The following is an 18,054-nucleotide window of genomic DNA, read 5'->3' on the forward strand; positions in this document are numbered from 1 at the left end:
AAAATGAAGATAAGTCGTAAACAACAGGACGTAATTGGAAGGCTTATTGCAATTATTGGTTTGCTATTGGGTACCTTTTTTGCGGGATTTCCAATATTCTGGATGATATGTTCTTCATTCAAATTAAACTCGGAAATTTTCGCATTTCCTCCTGAAATTATAACCAAGAATTTTTCCTTCGATGCCTATATTTCCATTTTCAAGGATTCTGAAAAGCTACGTTTTTTTGCTAATAGTTATTTTATTGCAGGGATGGTGGCCACCTTGACTCTTTTAGTGGCAATCTTGGCATCATACGCATTCAGCCGTTACGAGTTTCCGGGAAAGAAAATTATAAATATTTTCATAATTTCAGTCCAAGCAATTCCCCCGATTACTCTATTGATCCCCTATTTTGGATTGATGGTGGCATTAAAACTTTACAATACTTACCAGGGGCTTATTTTTACTTATATGGTGCTGACGCTTCCGTATGCAATAATTATGCTAACAGGATATTTCAATACCTTACCGCGAGAACTCGATGAAGCTGCAAAGGTGGATGGAAGTACTAGTTTTGGAGCCCTATGGAGAATTCTTGTGCCTATATCTATTCCAGGTATTTTGTCAGTTGCAATTTATACCTTTATGATTGCATGGAATGAATATCTATTTGCTTTGACGTTAACACGAACGAATGATATGAGAACAGTTCCTATTGGTATTCAACTTTTAATGGGGCAGCACTCATACGATTGGAATGAAATGATGGCTATGAGCGTTCTTGGCTCTATACCTGTAATCATTCTATTTATTTTCTTCCAACGGTATTTTATCGGTGGAATGACCTCTGGCTCAGTAAAGAGCTAAAAGGTCGAACAACATAAGACAAGAAGGAGACAGAAATGTTACTAAAAGGAACCAAACTGTTAGATGTTGCGAGTGAACAAGGCTTTGCAATACCTGCTTTCAATATTTCGAGTCATTCAATGCTTAATGCAATAATTCAAGTATGTGAGGAAAAGCAATCACCTCACATAATAGCAATACATCCTGATGAGTTGAAACATATAGGGGATAATTTTATACCTTCTGTTATTCAAGCTGCATATCGCTCTAGTGTTCCTACCATGATTCACTTGGATCACGGAGCTAGCTATGAACAAGTTATTCATGCTATCCAATGCGGATTTACATCGGTGATGATTGATGGATCGCTATTGTCTTACGAGGAAAACGTAGCTCTGACGAAAAAAGTAGTAGAGGCAGCACACCCTGTTGGAATTCAAGTCGAAGCTGAGTTGGGAACTATCGGTAAAACTGACGGCTTTGCAGAGAATGGCACTAATGATATAATCTACACTGACCCGCAGATAGCAAAAGATTTCTTGCAAGCTACAGGGGCAGATTCTCTTGCAGTAGCAATTGGTACACGCCACGGTTTATATCCATCAGATTTGCAACCTGAGCTAAAAATTGACCTATTACATGAAATTAAGAAAACTGTAAATGTTCCATTGGTGCTTCATGGAGGCTCGAATAATCCAGATAGCGAAATTGCTAAAGCCGTTGTGAAGGGTATTAACAAAATTAATATTAGTTCTGATATTAAATCTGTATACTTTACAAAGATGCGCGAAGTGTTGAAGGATCGAGGTCTCAGGGAACCTAATGTTATTGAACCTCCTTGTGAGGCCGCGTTAAAAGAGTGCGCTTCGCAAAAAATTGATTTGTTTAACTCAGCAGGCAAGGCAAATCTTTACTAAGAAAGGCAATTCGATGAGGATCGTACTGGGACTAACCGGATGCGTAGATTATGAAATATGTTGGGATAGTACTGTTTTGCAAGGTCTAGTTACAGATATGAAGTTACGTGTTGGCGAACTAGTACGACCCTCATCGATTTCCTCCATACGTGATTTAGTGATTAGTATACTTTGGTATATGGAGCATGGTATAGGCGGCGAAGAATACGTCATTTCAAAAAATAATTTATTAGAATTTGCAGATTGTTTTACTTATAAGGTAACACTAGGCGGAACGGCGGTTCGCGCTGGAATCGCACTTGCAAAAATGGGTGTTGGCTCAATTGTACATGCAGTATCCAGCAATCCGGTGTTTAATAATCTAATTCCGGATAATATCAAACTTATGTGTTGTGAGAATTCCAATTATGCGGATCCTCACCTCATTATTCAGTATCCCTCTGATGTAGAAATCGTGTTAGCGGATGGATGTATCAGATCGAAGCGTCCAAATAGGTTAATTTATGTTAATGACGAACCAAATGCGTTAGTTACCATATCTCCACTATTATCAGATGCGCTTCGCTCTGCGGATATTTTTCTTATTTCAGGGATTAATGGTATTCGCGATAAAGTAATTATAGATAAAAAATGTGACGAAATTGCTCTACTTTCAAGAAATGCTAATCCAAATATGATTTGCGTCTATGAGGAAGCTGCGTTTCATGTTGATAGTTTCAAGTATGATATTAATTCTACTTTAAGTGGTATTATTGATATTCGTTCGATGAATGAAGATGAAGCGCAAAAATACCTTAATCTGAGCATAAATCTCTACAATCCTGAAGAAATTATCGAGATGTTCACGGGGCTCAGCCGACTTTTCCCCAATGAGGTGATAGTAGTTCATACCCAAAATTGGGTGGCTGCATCAGGGGTTAGTCCTAAAATTTCGGCTAATCAGATAAAAGAGGCTCTATCTAAAGGTGTTTATCTAGCGTCAACCCGTTTTTTATATGGTGATGATTTGGATGTAAATAAATATTTATATATAAAGAAACAGCCTTATGTTTATCGTGCTCAAATTCTTATGGATAAACTTGCTTCAAGTCAAATTTTTGGTATTCCCAGTATCGATATTAACGCCAATTATCCTACGACTATTGGACTTGGTGATAGTTTCTGTGGAGGTTTGGTGTGGGGATTGTCAGAATTGTTAGAGAAAGATATTTAACCTAGGAGTGTATTATGATGTTAGACAGAGAATCAGAAATCTCGAACTTACTTAAATTTGCTGTTAACTCGCGTCATAAATTCGGATTTGCGTGGTTAGATGACGAGGGTAGAATCGATACCAAGAAACACCTTGAATTGTGGATTACGGCAAGAATGACGCATTGCTTTGCTTTGGGCTCCATGCTTCATAAATTATTACCAGAAAGCGAATGTGCACAATATCGTGAGCTAGCTATTCATGGCATCTCCTGTCTGTGTAACTATTTTCATGACGTAGACTATGGTGGATATTTTAGCGCTATTTCATCTACCACTGGTGTGGCGAGTGGTAGGGGTGAAAGAAAGGAGGCGTATTCGCATGCTTTCGTTATTCTTGCGGCATCTTCTGCTGTAATTGCTGGAGTAAATGAAGCTGAAATACTTCTTGAGGATGCTCTTCAAGTAAGTACTGAACGATGGTGGGACAAGCAATCGTGTATGGTGAAAGAATCCTATACGCGTGATTTTACTGAGTGTGAGCCTTATCGTGGTTTAAATGCTGCAATGCACACTGTTGAAGCCTATCTAGCTGCGTTTGATGCGCTAGAAAAACTCGAATATCTTAATAGAGCTAAACATATGGTAGAGCATGTTGTTGGAGAGATGGCATCTGCCTCTGATTGGAGACTTTGTGAGCATTTTTCGATAAGTTATGAACCCCTATATGACTTCAATAAAGATAAACCTGGGGATGCATTCAGGCCTTACGGGGCTACGCCGGGTCATTCTTTCGAATGGGGGCGTCTTGCTTTGCAGACAGTTGTAACGTGTAGGAATTTAGGGATTGAAATATCTGAATCAGTCTTAGGGAATGCCTTGCGGCTAATTGACGCTGGTAAAAGAGACGGATGGTGCCGTGATGGAGCTCCTGGTTATGTTTACACTGTGGATTTTGATGGAACTCCAGTAAATCACAGCCGTATGTACTGGGTAGCTTGTGAGGCTGTAGTAGCAGCATGTGTAGCTCAAAAATTAGATACAGTAAACCATTTGAAATGGGAGCATCTTGAGCGTGAGGCTATGAATTTTCTTGAAACGTATTGCCGCGACCAGCCAGGTAGGTATGTTCATGAACTTGATGAATCAAACAAGCCTGCCTTTTCAACATGGAGTGGGAAACCGGATATTTACCATACTCTCCAAGCAATGTTGATTGATAAACTTCCCGCTTCTCCAACATTCGCGCTAGCAGTGCGAGGTATCTTTGAGCGTTAGTAAAGCACATATCTAGTTAATTAGAGAGGTGACACCTGTGATATGACTATTAGCAAAATTAGAGTGCTTTCTAATTTGCGATGTTATATTTTGTTTAAAATGATTATGAGATGGTAGAATTTTATCTATGAATGCTGAGGAATCATGTGTGTCCAGTCGTTACTTCGGGCGACTGGACGAGCAAGCGGTACACGCTTACACGATAAGGGCAAAGGGTGGTCTGACTGCGGAAATCCTGGATTGGGGGGCGGCACTAAACAGTGTGCGTCTTTGCGGAAATGATTCATCGAGTGAAGTAGCGGTAGGGTTCGACACTGTAGAAAATCGAAAAGATGATTACTTCGGAGCAATTATAGGTCGGGTTGCTAATCGTATTAAAAACGGCCACTTTTCGATTGACGGTCAAGATTTCCAAGTGGCCACTAATGAATACGGCAACACTCTCCATGGTGGATCTGGGGGATTCTGTTCGCGCATCTGGCGGGTAACCCACAAAGACCCGGGTGCGCTGACCCTTGCCCTAACCAGTCCCGATGGTGATCAAGGCTTTCCGGGGGAAGTGGATGTCACGGCTATATATCGGGTAGAGGGGAGCACTCTCAGCTTGAACCTCACTGCCACCACCACCGCGCCCACAGTACTGTCATTAACTAACCATGTCTATTGGAATCTGGCTGGTGGTGGCAGTATAGATAACCACGAGTTGTTAGTGGAAGCCGAGCAGTATCTGCCTATTGATGCGCAATCCATTCCGGTGGGAGAAATCGCCTCGGTGGCAGGAACTCCCTTTGACCTGCGGAAATCTCGATTGCTCGGGTCTATAGTGCGCGATTCCCACCCTCAGATTGGGCTGGCACACGGCATTGACCACAGTTTCTGCATTCGTGGCTCCGGATTGCGCCGCTGTGCTCGCTTGGTGTACTCAGACAGCGGTCGAGCCTTAGAAATCTGGTCAGATTTGCCTGCCGTCCAAGTTTATACCGGGAATTCTTTGGATGCTACTATGCAGCGAGTCGGTGGACAATGGCTGCGCCAGGGAGATGCCATTGCTATAGAACCAGGGTATTATCCCGACTCCCCGCACCATCCAACGTGGCCTGACATTACCTTACGCCCCGGGCAACAGTGGCAGGCGCGCATAGAATGGCGCTTTGAAGTTGAAGCTTCGCTATGAGATGCTACGATTGAAACATTGCAATCACTGCGCAAACTATTTGACGTCCACGATTTTCATTTTATGCAAGAGATTAGCGAACTCTAGTCTAACAAAAACGCCAATTGTTTTCGCCGAGACAACCATCCCAAAACACCATACGTGTTAATATTTACATGAAATGTAAAGATTCAATATTTTTACTCACAAGAATTGCGGGTATCTAGCTTAAAACTAGATACCCGCAATTCTTGGGTAATAATGGTGAATAAGTTATCTTAAATTTACTTCCCTTCAGTGATTATATCCGATTTATTCAAACCCTCAGCGCTGAGGAGCTTAAGTTGTTCTGACTTTGTAAGATACGTTATCCCTAAACCAGTGGCTGCTAGTATAAGTGCTATGACCATACCGGACCAGTTAAATACAGCCCAAGGAAGGTAAGCAAATGTAGAAACGCCAAGTGTCGCTGCCATGTAGGCACCTGCTGCTGTCCATGGCATAAGGCACTCTGTGACTGATACAGAATCCTCGATAGTTCTGGAGAGTACTTTTGGTGCTATTCCGCGTCGAATGTAAGATGGGCGAAGTACTTCGCCTGGCATAATAATTGATATTTGTCCATTGGAAGTAACTCCTGTAGTTCCTAAGCAAATGCAAACTGTTGATGCAATCAATCCAAATCTTGACTTTACGTTTCCAAGTATTCGTTCAGTTATAAATTCAAGTGAACCAGATAGTGCCATAATACCTGCAAATAATATAGCGCAAAAGCAAATCAGTAACGTACCTAACATCGAGTTCATGCCACCCCGTTCCAGAAGACGTGAAATATCTTCTATGGGCTCTATTTTAGACCATGCCGGTCGACTAATCATGTCAAGCTTGAAACCGTTGATTATTGACTGAACAACATTTTGAATTGACTGACCTTGGAAAAATAAAGCATTACCCATTGCTAGAACTGAGGATAAGAACATAACAGGTATAGTAGGAAAGCGCATAGCAGCACCAGCTATAACTACAATTATTGGAATTATTGCTATGAGATTAAGGTTGAATGCGGCCTCAAGCTGTTGCAACATGGTACCCACTTTTTCTGGAACCTCAGCGTCTGTTGGTGTAGCTAAGCCAATCGCTAGGTAAATAACCATAGCAAGTACAAAGGCCGGGCCTGAAGTCCATAGCATATTCTTAATATGTGTGAAAATGTTCACTCCGGTAATCATAGATGCAAGATTAGTTGTGTCGGACAGTGGAGACATTTTATCGCCAAAATAGGCTCCTGCTACTACAGCACCAGCTACCATTGGGAGGTTTGCATTCATCCCTATAGCGACACCCATAAATGCTACTCCGATAGTTCCCGCAGATCCCCACGAAGTTCCGGTGCACGTTGATACTATAGCCGTAACTATAAGTGCGATGAAAGCGAGATATTGGGGATTAATTATTTTCAAACCCCAGTAAATCATCAATGGAATTGATCCACCTGCCATCCATGCTCCAATCAGAAAACCTACCATTAGAAGGATGAGTAGCGCTGGCCAGGCTTTTGCCATTTTTTGCGACACCATCACCATCATTTCTTCCCAACTGTAGCCAAGCCTTAAAGCTACAAAAGAAGCTACAACCGCAGATAGAAGTATCATCGGTTCTACGGGTAACTTAAATGCTAAGTAACCGCCTCCAATAAAAATGATAAGAGCTAGTATCGGCAATAAAGCCTCTACCAGAGTAGGGGATTTTTTTTGCCTATTCTTATCTGATTCATCTTTTTTTCTTGTATTCTTGCTAAACATGTCTATACCTTTCGTGTATTTTGTAATTGGCTGAGAAGTCGTATCATTGCGACTTCCAATTTTGAGCGAGGTATCGCTACTCCTATTCTGAAATAGCCCTTCCATGCTGCTCCAAAGTTATCTCCTGGGCTTATAACCACATGCGACTTTTGAGCTAAATATTCATATGATATTGAGGATGAAATTACTTTTGATGCGTCGCACCATAACAGATATGTCCCTTCGGGAAAATAAAATTTTATGTATGGCGCTTTAGATTGAAGGAAATTGGTAACAAATTTTAAATTCCTGTCTATATACTTATTTAATGCTCTCATCCACGTTCCATCTGAATTCCACGCAGATATAGCGGCAGGAATGGAAAAATAATTTGGATTGTGTATTCCAGATAATTGTAGCGATTTTCGCATTTTCCTTCGCAGCTCCGCATCGGAGGTGATAGCTGCTGCTGCTTCGAGTCCTGCTAAATTGAAACTTTTTGCAGGTGATACACAGCTTACTACCGCGCTATTAATCTTTTCTCTTAAGCACAACATACCAATTGGATGCCATTTCACTCCTTCACGAAGGATATCGCAGTGGATATCGTCTGATATTATTAGAACATCGTTAAGTGCTGCTAAATTAGCTATTTTGGCTAATTCGTCTTCAGACCAAACTCTACCAGTTGGGTTATGTGGGTTTGTTAATATGAATATATCTATTCCTTCAAATGCTTCCTCCAAGGCTTTGGTGTCGTAAGTCCATAACCCATCGTTATTAATTTTTAACGGAATTGTATATAACTGGCCGCCGCAAGAAACTGCGGTGTTTACAATTGGAGCATAAAACGGTGAAAATGTTGCGAAACGAGGATTATGAAAAACATGATTGAATATACCTGCGACTAGTTCGATTATTCTAGGACTGAAGACAACATTATCTGGGTTAAAAAACCAATTGTGTGTATTGCTAAACCAATTAGCACATGCTTCTCCGTATGTATTTGGGACATCTGTGTAAGAATATATTCCATGTTTAGCGCTATTTGTTACAGCCTCTAAGACCTCGGGACAAGTTTGAAAATCCATTTCTGCTATTGAAAGAGAGATTGCCTCTTGCCCATATTTAGGGGCTATAAAATCGTAACTTACGCTGTTAAATCCCCGTCGGTCGATATTTCTATCAAAATCAAACATCCTCATTTTCATATCCTCCTTGTTATGAAAAGCTGTATTATAATCTGTTTTTACAGGTTGCTGCGCCATTTCGCATCGTTACTGTTATAATTGCAGTTGGCTAATGGGTATCTGCCGCTAGTTGATGGTACTTATCCAGGACTTGCGGGCACGGTTTGCCTTCCAGCACGGCGGTACCGGTAAGCTCCCACCGGGGTGGCTGTTCGGAACCGGAGAGCACCCAGGCGGCCTGAGCTGCCGCGCCTAAAGCCACGTATTCCCCCGGCGGTGGTAATATCACGGGACATTCCAGGACTCCGGGCAAAATCTGTTGCAGTGCCTTTGACTTAGCGCCCCCACCAATCAACAGATAGCGGGTTACGGTTTCCCCCGTGGCTTCACGTAAGAAACCGGCCGCGTCAACCAAGGAACAGGCTAGCCCCTCTACAAAAGCACGTGCCAAATCCTCTCGGGTGCTCGTGGAACGTAAACCGCGAAACATCCCGGAAGCACCTGGCCGGTTAGGAGTGCGCTCCCCATCCAGATAAGGCAGCAACGTAACCCCATTCGCACCCGGGGGAGCGGCCAATGCCAACTGGGAAAACTCCTCGTGGTTAACTCCCAACAGTCGTGCCCCTAAATCCAGGATTTTCGCGGCATTGATGGTGCAAGCCAAGGGCAACCAATTCCCAGTCGCGTCCGCAAAACCAGTCACCGAACCAGTTGCGTCAAAAGTCGGGCGGCTGGACACCATCGCGGCCACTCCGGAAGTCCCCACAGACAACGAAACGTCCCCGGCACCCATAGCCAAGCCCAAAGCGGCTGCCATGTTGTCCCCGGTTCCCGGTGCTATCACCGCTCCAGTCTCTGTTTTCCCCATGTTCTGGTTGGGAGAAACGGGTAAATCTGGAACAGCCGCCTCATGTCCCAAGGCTTGTATCAACAAATCCGTATCCCACGCATCTTTGCGTGGCGAGAAATACCCCGTACCGGAAGCATCCCCCCGATCCGTGAACCATACAGTCTTATCGGCATTCAGCTCGTGAGACAAATAATCATGTGGCAGCACCACCCGACGCACCCGCCGCGCATTGTCTGGTTCCGCATCGCGTAACCACCGCAACTTGGTAGAGGTAATGGAAGCTACATGCACGCTGCCGGTACGCTGTGCTGCAGCCGTTTTACCGCCCAGTTCCGCGATTAAATCCTTAGCTGCCGCCGCCGAGCGGGTGTCATTCCACAGCAATGCGTCACGGATTACCCGGTCGTTTTCGTCCAACACCACCATGCCGTGCTGCTGTCCCGCCACGGCCACCGCCTCGGCGCGGGGCAGCAGTTCGTCACAAGTGTTATGCAGGGCTTCCAGCCACGCGGCCGGGTTGCATGAGGTGCCATCTGGGTGTGGATGACGCTTCTGGGCGACGACCTTCCCTGTTTCAGCCTCTACCAGCAACGCTTTCGTTGACTGCGTGGAAGAATCAATGCCAAGTACCAGACTCATTTTTATTCCTTTCGGGCGAGAATTCGGGGGAATATTTTAGGAGCGTTGCCGGGAATACATAAAAGGAATCTTTCAAAAGAAATGGGAGCGGGGGCAAGACAACCTTATTGCCCCCGCACGAAACCGCGTCAGCTCACTAGATGTTCAATAGCCATCTGATAGAGCTTGACAAAGTGGTATTCACGATGTGCTTTCGCTTCCACATCGAAGGGTTCATCCTTGGCCAGAAAGTCCTCGATGTTTTCGTCTTTGTCCAAAGTTGGTTCGCCCAGTTCGTAAACCGAGGCTTCCTTCATGAGTGTCTGCACCTCGGGGTCGGCGCGGAAGGCTTTGGCTTTTTCTGCCAAGGCCAGATAGCTGCGCATATTGGCTTGTGCGGATTCCCACACGCCTTGCATTCCTTCGGTGCGGCTGGGTTTGTAATCGAAATGTATCGGTCCGGTGTATAGAGGCGCGTCGGGGCAGGCCGGGAATCCGTTTACCAGCAAATCCACAGTGAAGAAAGCGCTGAGTAAATCGCCGTGACCAAACACCAAGTCCTGGTCGTACTTCAACCCTTTCTGTCCATTGAGGTCAATATGCACTAGTTTGCCGGAGTGCAACGCCAGAGCTAGGCCGTGAGTATAGTTCAGGTTCGCCATCTGTTCGTGGCCGACCTCTGGGTTCAATCCGACAACGTCCCCGTTGTCCAGGGTAGCAATCAGGGCGAGCGCATGGCCGATGGTTGGCAGGAAAATATCTCCCCGGGGTTCATTAGGCTTGGGTTCCAAGCCAATCTTTAGATTGTAGCCTTGCTGCTTGATATAGGCCGCCACTGTATCCAGGCCTTCCGCATATCGGGCGTGGGCGGCGTAGAGATCCTTCGAGGAATCGTATTCCGCGCCTTCTCGGCCACCCCACATCACGAAAGTGGTAGCGCCCATTTCGGCCGCCAAGTCGACGTTTTTAAGTACTTTACGCAGTCCAAAACGACGCACAGCTCGATCGTTAGAGGTCAATCCACCATCTTTGAACACGGGGTGAGTGAAAGTATTGGTGGTGACCATTTCGATGACCAAGCCGGCCTTGTCGGCGGCATCCTTTAGTCGTTTTACTCGTTGGTTTCTTTCTGTTTCGCTGGCGTTGAAGGGGAATACGTCATTGTCATGGAATGTGATACCCCAGGCACCGAGTTCCGCCAGTTTATCCGCGTATTCCCAAGGGTCTAGCGAACTACGAGAATCCGTGCCGAAAGGGTCGGTTCCTGTCCAACCAACTGTCCATATACCGAAGGAAAATCTGTCTGCTTTGGTGGGGTTGCGAACCATATGAGCTCCTTTACTAGAAATAATTCGACCATACAACAAAAACATATTTTTGCGATATTGTCAAGGTATGACACGTCAAAACACGGTTCACCAGGAATCTTTGCGTTCCATAAATATCGGTCTGGCACTGCAGTCCATACTGTTATCCAAAACTCCGCCTAACCGCGCTCAGGTCGCGGCCTCTATCGGCGCGGCTCGTTCTACAGCGGGGACTTTGGTTGATGAACTGATTTCCTGGGGGCTGATTGAAGAACGCGAAGCCCCGGAACAACGGAAGCGGGGACGACCGGGCAAACTCCTGGTACCTAGTTCTGGGAAAGTAGCCGCCATTGGGGTGGAGATTAACGTGGCTATTCTGGCGGTAAAAGTCATAGACGTGGCCGGAAATGTGCTGGCTAAGCGCTTTATCTACGATGATTTTCGCGGGGTAGAACCTCCGCGTGCGGTCGACATGGCTATGGGGTTGATTGAAGAATGCCTGGGGGAAACGGACGCTGAAGTCAATCTGGTGGGTACGTCTTTCGCAGTTCCAGGTATGGTAGATTCCCAAACGGAGCATATATTGGTGGCGCCCAACTTGGGGTGGCCTGCGGTGGATTTGGTGGGTTTGGCGCGCCAGGCGGGGCTTTCTGGCAAGATTTCTGTATTCAACGAGGCCGATTGCGCGGCGTTGACGGTGTCCCAGAATTCCCCCGGTCAGCCCTCTGAACTGCAGGATTTCTTGTATGTTTCCGGGGAAGTTGGGATTGGTTCAGCCTATGTTACCGAAGGCGTGGTCAGAACTGGTAAACACGGTTGGGCCGGGGAGCTAGGGCATGTCTGTGTTGATGCGGTTGGGGCGCCGTGCGCGTGCGGATCTACTGGGTGTTTGGAAGTATACGCCGGACAGCGCGCCATGTGTGCCGCTGCTCAAGTTGCCAGTATTGAGGAACTGCTTTCCAAGCTGAAATTGGGGGATAAACGCTGCGAGCAGACTGTACGTAAAGCGGTGGTTTCTTTGGGGGTTGCTATTAGTGCGGCTATGAACTTGCTGGATATTTCTACGATTGTTTTCGGTGGGCATTTGGGGAGACTGGCGGATTACCTGGTAAAACCAACCATGGAAGAGCTGCGGACTCGGGTTTTGTGGGGGGATTTGTCATCTTTCAATATTATTCCGATTCGTTTAGATTCGGGAAAGCGTGCGACTGGTGCCGCGTTTGCGGTGTTGAACCAGGTGCTAAAGAATCCGGCCGCTTTTGCGGCTTCGGCTTCATGAGGCGCCATCCGGAATGAAAGCAAGGATTCGGGGATGACACCTCATGAAACCGACAAAAGGAAACGGGCAGCAAACAGCAACTACAGCACCGAACCGAGGGGGCGCAGCACGCCTTCGATAACGCGTGTCAACCAAGGGCGTTCTTCCCATTCCGCCAGGGTAAGCTGGCGGGCATTACCCAGGTCGTTGCGAAAAACCTGTTCCATTTGGGCAGCCAAATCGGGCGAGTAAACCTCTAGGTTAATTTCGTAGTTTCCGGTCATCGACAAGCGATCAATATTCGCGGTACCAATCGTGGTCCACACCCCGTCCGCAGTCGCAGTTTTCGCGTGCACCATCGCGTTTTGATACAACCAAATTTCGACCCCAGCCTCTAGCAGTGGTGAATAAAATGACCGCGCTACCCAGTCGGCGGCGATGTGGTTGGAAATCTCGGGAATCAAGACTTTCACGTCCACTCCCCGGTTCGCCGCCGAGGTCAGTTCGTCCAGAATATCCTTGTCCGGGATGAAATACGCTTGGGTAATCCACACGTTGCGCTGGGCTCGCCCCAAAGCATTGATGTACAACCCTCGCACTGGGAACAACCACCGATTCGGCTCGTTACGCGCTGCCGCGATGTGTCGCGACCACTGTTGGCCGGGGTATTTCGGCAGCGACGGCAGGCGGCGTGACAGGTGCGTGTTCCAGAAATCCGTGAACGCATTAGCCAATTCCAAAGTCGCCGCACCCTCTATCCGCAGATGCGTATCGCGCCACTGATTAGCATAGAGCGAACCGATATTGTATCCCCCGATGAAACCCACCCGGTTGTCCACCACCAGGAGTTTACGGTGGTCACGTCCGGTGGAATGGAAAGACAGAAAAAACGAGCGGAATAAGCCGAAACGCATCACATGCAGATGTGTCAGTCGGGGGAAATCCGTGAATGCCGGGGGGACACTCAGATTCCCGAAAGCATCCCAAATCACAAACACATGCACTCCACGGCGCGCCGCTGCAATCAGAGCATCCTTGAATAAACGTCCGATTTCGTCATTTTTCCAGATGAAGGTCTCGAAGAATACGTTGCGCCGGGCTTGGCGAATTTCATCCAGCATCGCCTGGTAGAGTTCCGCCCCGGAAGTGTAAACCTTCATGTCGTTGCCGTGGACATCCACCGGGGGCAGTTCCGTTATGGGGAAGGCCGCCACCGGCGCGGGACGCCAGGCGCGCAGAGTATCAATCATGAAAGTGATAAACCCGGCGATGAACTCGAAGATTAAGAAAGCTGCAGCCACTCGTCCCAGGATTCGCGGCAACCTCTCCGGGGCTTGCACCGCTTTGTCGGACAGTCGCGTGAAAAATTTCGCGAGTCCACGAAACATGCCACTACGAACGCTCATAGAACAAGACTAACAGTCTCGGCAAGAAAGTTTTCTCTGACTGGGCGCAACATTAATTTCTCAGTGGTTCGCCGTGTCGGCTTAAATCGTTTCTTGGGTGGCACCTCATGAACACGTAACCCTCCACCACACCTAAGCGAAACCCGGCAGTGCGCCATAAACTCGCCAAAACCCTGCCGAGTGTTATCTTTATCGCCGGCTTTGAACTAAACTCGAAACATGTCCACTATTGATGCAGAAGAAGTGCGGCGCGTTGCGAGCCTGGCTCGGATTGCGCTCACCGAAGATGAAATAACAAAAATCGCGGCCGACTTGGGGGTTATCTCCGATGCGGTTGCAAAGGTGTCCGAGGTCGCCACCCCTGATGTGCCGGCGACCTCCCATCCGATTCCCCTGACGAATGTGTGGCGCGAGGATGTTGTGGGGCCGACTTTGGATCATGACGAAACCTTGGCGCAAGCCCCGCACCCGGAGGCCGGCATGTTTGGGGTTCCGCAAATCTTGGGGGAGGAGTGAAGCTATGACCAGCGAGTTGTATCTACAAAGTGCCACCGAGTTGGCAGAAAAACTGCGCGCGGGGGAAACCACCAGCGAGGAACTCGTAAAGATTTTCCTGGAGCGAATCAAGAATCTGGATGGAACGATTCATGCGTTCCTGTTTGTGGACGAAGCCGGTGCCCTGGAAACCGCCCGCCAGGTCGATGCCGACCGGGCAGCGGGCAAGGAACTGCCGCCCTACGCCGGGGTGCCGATTGCGATTAAAGACAATTTGGTGACGCGGGGTAAGCCCACGACCTGTGGATCGAAGATTCTGGAAGGCTGGCTGCCGCCCTATGACGCGACGGTGGTGTTGAAACTGCGCGAGGCTGGCCTGCCGGTGTTGGGTAAAACCAATATGGACGAATTTGCCATGGGTTCCTCTACCGAGCATTCGGCTTACGGATTGACCCGCAACCCGTGGGATTTAGAGCGTATTCCCGGTGGCTCCGGGGGTGGCTCGGCGGCAGCGGTGGCTGCATACCTGGCACCCTGGGCTTTGGGGTCGGACACGGGCGGGTCTATCCGCCAGCCGGGTGCAGTAACCGGTACGGTGGGGGCAAAACCCACTTATGGTGCCGTTTCCCGTTATGGCTTGGTCGCGATGGCTTCGTCTTTGGATCAAATTGGCCCGGTCACGAGGTGCGTGTCGGATGCGGCGGCGCTGCACACAATTATTGCTGGTCATGATCCCCTGGACGCGACCTCGCTAGATGAACCGGTGCCGGATTTATCGGCGGCCGTAACCGAGGTTGTGGCCAATCCCAATACCACCAAACTTCGTGTGGGTGTGGTCAAACAAATCAGCGGTGAGGGCTTCCAGGCCGGGGTGCGCCAGCGTTTTGATGAAGCAGTAGAACGCCTGCGCGCTGCCGGGGCGAGCATCGTGGAAGTGGATTGCCCGTCCTTCGAGTATTCCTTGGCAGCGTATTACTTGATTATGCCGGCCGAGGTGTCTTCGAACTTGGCGCGTTTCGACGGGGTACGCTACGGCTTACGAGTGCTGCCCGAATCCGGTCCGGTAACGGCGGAAACCATGATGGCAGCCACCCGGGAAGCCGGGTTTGGTCCGGAAGTGAAACGCCGCATTATCCTTGGCACCCACGTGCTTTCGGCCGGATATTTCGATGCCTACTATGGCAGCGCCCAAAAGGTGCGCACCCTGGTGCAACGAGACTTGGCGGCGGCTTTTGAACAGTGTGATGTGCTGATTTCGCCCACCGCCCCCACCACCGCTTTCAAGTTCGGCGATAAACTGGACGACCCGATGGCCATGTACCTCAATGACGTGGCCACGATTCCGGCAAATATGGCGGGAATTCCCGCGATTTCCGTACCCGGCGGGGTGGCTCCGGAGGATGGCCTGCCGGTGGGAATCCAGATTCTGGCTCCCGCTCGGGGGGATAAAACCATGTATGCGGCGGCCGCCTTAGTAGAAGCGCAACTGGCGACTAGTGACACCCCGATGCCGCCGTGTCCGGCCGCAAGATGGACCACCACCGCAGGAAAGGAGGCCGCTAAATGAGCGACAAGTTGATGAATTACGACAAGGTTTGCGAACAATTCGACCCGGTTCTGGGCATGGAAGTCCACGTGGAACTTGGTACCGAAACCAAGATGTTCGACTATGCGCCCAATACTTTCGGGGGTGAACCTAATACCCATATCACCCCGGTGTCTCTGGGACTGCCTGGCAGTCTGCCGGTGGTGAACCATAAAGCGGTGGAATACGCTATTCGCATCGGCTTGGCTTTGAACTGTAATATCGCGGAATACTGCCGGTTTGCCCGCAAGAACTATTTCTATCCTGATCTCGCCAAGGCCTACCAGATTTCCCAGTACGATGAACCGATTTGCTATGACGGCTATCTGGATGTGGAACTAGAAGACGGCGAGGTTTTCCGCGTGGAAATCGAGCGGGCTCACATGGAGGAAGATGCCGGCAAGAACACCCATATCGGTGGGGATGAAGGCCGCATCCAGGGTGCGGATCACTCCCTGGTGGACTACAACCGTGCGGGCGTGCCGCTGGTAGAAATCGTGACGAAACCGATTTATGGCACCGGGAAGCGTGCCCCGGAGGTCGCGGCTGCCTATGTGCGTACCCTGCGCGATATTTTCCGCGCTATCGGCGTGTCCGAGGCGCGGATGGAGCACGGTAATGTGCGCGCGGATGTGAACGTGTCGATTCGTCCTGGCAAGGATGCTCCTTTGGGGACACGTACCGAAACCAAGAATGTGAACTCTTTCCGTGGCATCGAAAAAACCGTGCACTACGAGATGCGCCGCCAGGCGGCGATTCTTGCGGCTGGTGGCAAGATTGTTCAGGAAACTCGCCACTATCACGCCGAGGATGGCACGACTTCGCCGGGACGTGAAAAGTCTGATGCAGAAGACTACCGTTACTTCCCCGAACCCGATTTGGTACCATTGCAGCCCTCCCGCGAGTGGGTGGAGGAAATCCGGGCGAGCCTACCGGAAATGCCGGCCGCGCGGCGTAAGCGTTTGCAGGGGGAGTGGGGTTTCACCGATATCGAGATGCGTGACATTGTCAATGCGGGCGCTCTGGATTTGATTGACCAAACGGTCGCGGCCGGTGCCGAACCCGCCGGAGCGCGCAAGTGGTGGATGGGCGAGATTGCCCGTCTGGCCAAGGAACAGGAAAAGGATCTGGAAGAGATGCCTGTCACCTCTGCCCAGGTCGCGGAACTGGAAACCCTTATCGCGGATGGCAAGATTAACGACAAGCTGGCCAAACAGGTTATCGCGGGTGTTTTGGCTGGCGAGGGTGACCCGGCCGAAGTTGTCAAGGCTCGTGGCCTGGAGGTGGTCTCCGATACGGGGGCGCTGGAATCTGCCGTGAAACAGGCGCTGGCGGATAACCCCGATGTAGTTGAAAAAATCAAGGGCGGCAAGATGGCGGCCATCGGGGCGCTAATCGGCCCAGTAATGAAGGCTACGCGCGGCTCGGCGGACGCCAAGGCCGTCAAAGCGCTGATCATGAAGGAGCTCGGCCTTTAGGGGTTTGCTCTTATTTGAGCGCTTCGCAATGTTTGGGAGCAAGCCACGCGATATTTCTACGCTACATGGTGGTGGGCATTTTTCGTTTAGAAAAATGCCCACCACCACTGTATATTTGTGCAAATTATAGGAATGTCTAATCCAATTTGGTCTCGTGAATTAGTGTCGTTATTTTGGTGTCAGGTTCTGCTATGAAGAGAACTTGATTGGCTTGCGGAAATTCGCTTATCGGAAGTGAAACTGTTTCTATCGATTGTGGTCGACAGCCCTCAGTCTCCATAAGCCTACGCATCTGACTTGTGTGGTCAGATTTATCGGCCTTTAGCCATATCGACATATTCGATGGCTTATTTTGTTTACAGGTATAAGTAATCGAGTAACTTCCCGATTTACCAGATGTAGCTTGCAGGTTAAGATGCTTGTCACCAGCAAATGAACCCTTTGCTATAACTTTAAGGAGTCCCGATTCGTGATTCTTTTCGAGAAACTCCTCTAGCGCTTCCACCGACAAAACCTCACTTGTATTGTCGGCTGTTTTTCTATTACTACTGTTACTTAGCTCATCCTGACTGGTGTCAGTCGCGTTAGTAGAACCAGTGCACCCTGAAATCAACATCGCTGTGGACAAGGTAGCTAGGAGAAATAATGATTTGTTATATTGTCTCAAGTATCACCTTCTTTCTTAGTTCCCGTAAACCTACCATAGTGAGCGTGTACGT

General features: G+C 48.6%; 14 protein-coding genes. 9 read left to right on the top strand and 5 right to left on the bottom strand.

The annotated features are described in order from the left end of the window. Positions 1–3 precede the first annotated feature (3 nt). The 5 genes from F4555_RS03105 to F4555_RS03125 all read left to right on the top strand — a co-directional run bounded on the left by F4555_RS03105 (position 4) and on the right by F4555_RS03125 (position 5,388). The gene (locus F4555_RS03105) at positions 4–849 is read left to right on the top strand and encodes a carbohydrate ABC transporter permease (protein WP_004012662.1); all 846 of its coding nucleotides are present in this window, start codon (positions 4–6) and stop codon (positions 847–849) included. A gap of 35 nt (positions 850–884) precedes the next feature. Next, the gene (locus F4555_RS03110) at positions 885–1,745 is read left to right on the top strand and encodes a ketose-bisphosphate aldolase (RefSeq protein ID WP_004012661.1); all 861 of its coding nucleotides are present in this window, start codon (positions 885–887) and stop codon (positions 1,743–1,745) included. A gap of 13 nt (positions 1,746–1,758) precedes the next feature. Further along, on the top strand, positions 1,759–2,958 hold the full coding sequence (locus F4555_RS03115; protein WP_115325428.1) for an ADP-dependent glucokinase/phosphofructokinase: 1,200 nt from the start codon (positions 1,759–1,761) through the stop codon (positions 2,956–2,958). 14 nt (positions 2,959–2,972) lie between these two features. Beyond that, positions 2,973–4,214, top strand: coding sequence for an AGE family epimerase/isomerase (locus F4555_RS03120; RefSeq protein WP_115325427.1), 1,242 nt, complete (start codon positions 2,973–2,975; stop codon positions 4,212–4,214). Between the two features lie 127 nt (positions 4,215–4,341). Further along, positions 4,342–5,388: an aldose epimerase family protein gene (locus tag F4555_RS03125; RefSeq protein ID WP_211580343.1), complete on the top strand. Its 1,047-nt coding sequence runs from the start codon at positions 4,342–4,344 to the stop codon at positions 5,386–5,388. A gap of 263 nt (positions 5,389–5,651) precedes the next feature. Here the strand turns inward: F4555_RS03125 and nhaC are convergent, their stop codons facing one another. The 4 genes from nhaC to xylA all read right to left on the bottom strand — a co-directional run bounded on the left by nhaC (position 5,652) and on the right by xylA (position 11,134). Next, positions 5,652–7,169: a Na+/H+ antiporter NhaC gene (nhaC, locus tag F4555_RS03130; protein WP_115325425.1), complete on the bottom strand. Its 1,518-nt coding sequence runs from the start codon at positions 7,167–7,169 to the stop codon at positions 5,652–5,654. 2 nt (positions 7,170–7,171) lie between these two features. Next, positions 7,172–8,416 (bottom strand): MalY/PatB family protein, encoded by a 1,245-nt coding sequence (locus F4555_RS03135; RefSeq protein WP_231282732.1) that lies wholly within the window; start codon positions 8,414–8,416, stop codon positions 7,172–7,174. A gap of 31 nt (positions 8,417–8,447) precedes the next feature. Further along, positions 8,448–9,827, bottom strand: a complete 1,380-nt coding sequence (gene xylB, locus F4555_RS03140; RefSeq protein WP_115325424.1) for a xylulokinase — start codon at positions 9,825–9,827, stop codon at positions 8,448–8,450. A 128-nt stretch (positions 9,828–9,955) separates the two neighbouring features. Then, a complete protein-coding gene (gene xylA, locus F4555_RS03145; RefSeq protein ID WP_115325423.1) occupies positions 9,956–11,134 on the bottom strand; it encodes a xylose isomerase in 1,179 nt (392 codons plus the stop codon). 67 nt (positions 11,135–11,201) lie between these two features. Between xylA and F4555_RS03150 the strand changes: the two genes are divergently transcribed. Then, entirely contained in the window at positions 11,202–12,392 is a 1,191-nt protein-coding gene (locus F4555_RS03150; protein ID WP_004016970.1) for an ROK family protein, read from the top strand. Positions 12,393–12,472: 80 nt separating this feature from the next. Here F4555_RS03150 and F4555_RS03155 read toward each other — a convergent pair whose 3' ends face one another. Further along, positions 12,473–13,759, bottom strand: coding sequence for a phospholipase D-like domain-containing protein (locus tag F4555_RS03155; RefSeq protein WP_115326085.1), 1,287 nt, complete (start codon positions 13,757–13,759; stop codon positions 12,473–12,475). Between the two features lie 237 nt (positions 13,760–13,996). Between F4555_RS03155 and gatC the strand changes: the two genes are divergently transcribed. Genes gatC through gatB form a run of 3 tightly spaced genes read left to right on the top strand, consistent with a single transcriptional unit; the run spans position 13,997 to position 17,335 of the window. Further along, positions 13,997–14,293: an Asp-tRNA(Asn)/Glu-tRNA(Gln) amidotransferase subunit GatC gene (gene gatC, locus F4555_RS03160; protein ID WP_004014525.1), complete on the top strand. Its 297-nt coding sequence runs from the start codon at positions 13,997–13,999 to the stop codon at positions 14,291–14,293. 4 nt (positions 14,294–14,297) lie between these two features. Beyond that, positions 14,298–15,839, top strand: a complete 1,542-nt coding sequence (gatA, locus tag F4555_RS03165) for an Asp-tRNA(Asn)/Glu-tRNA(Gln) amidotransferase subunit GatA (RefSeq protein WP_004014526.1) — start codon at positions 14,298–14,300, stop codon at positions 15,837–15,839. Next, positions 15,836–17,335 (top strand): Asp-tRNA(Asn)/Glu-tRNA(Gln) amidotransferase subunit GatB, encoded by a 1,500-nt coding sequence (gene gatB / locus F4555_RS03170; protein ID WP_115325422.1) that lies wholly within the window; start codon positions 15,836–15,838, stop codon positions 17,333–17,335. The genes gatA and gatB overlap by 4 nt, the downstream gene beginning before the upstream one ends. Positions 17,336–18,054 lie beyond the last annotated feature (719 nt).

It is taken from the genome of Mobiluncus mulieris (assembly GCF_014204735.1).
Lineage (GTDB): Bacteria > Actinomycetota > Actinomycetes > Actinomycetales > Actinomycetaceae > Mobiluncus > Mobiluncus mulieris.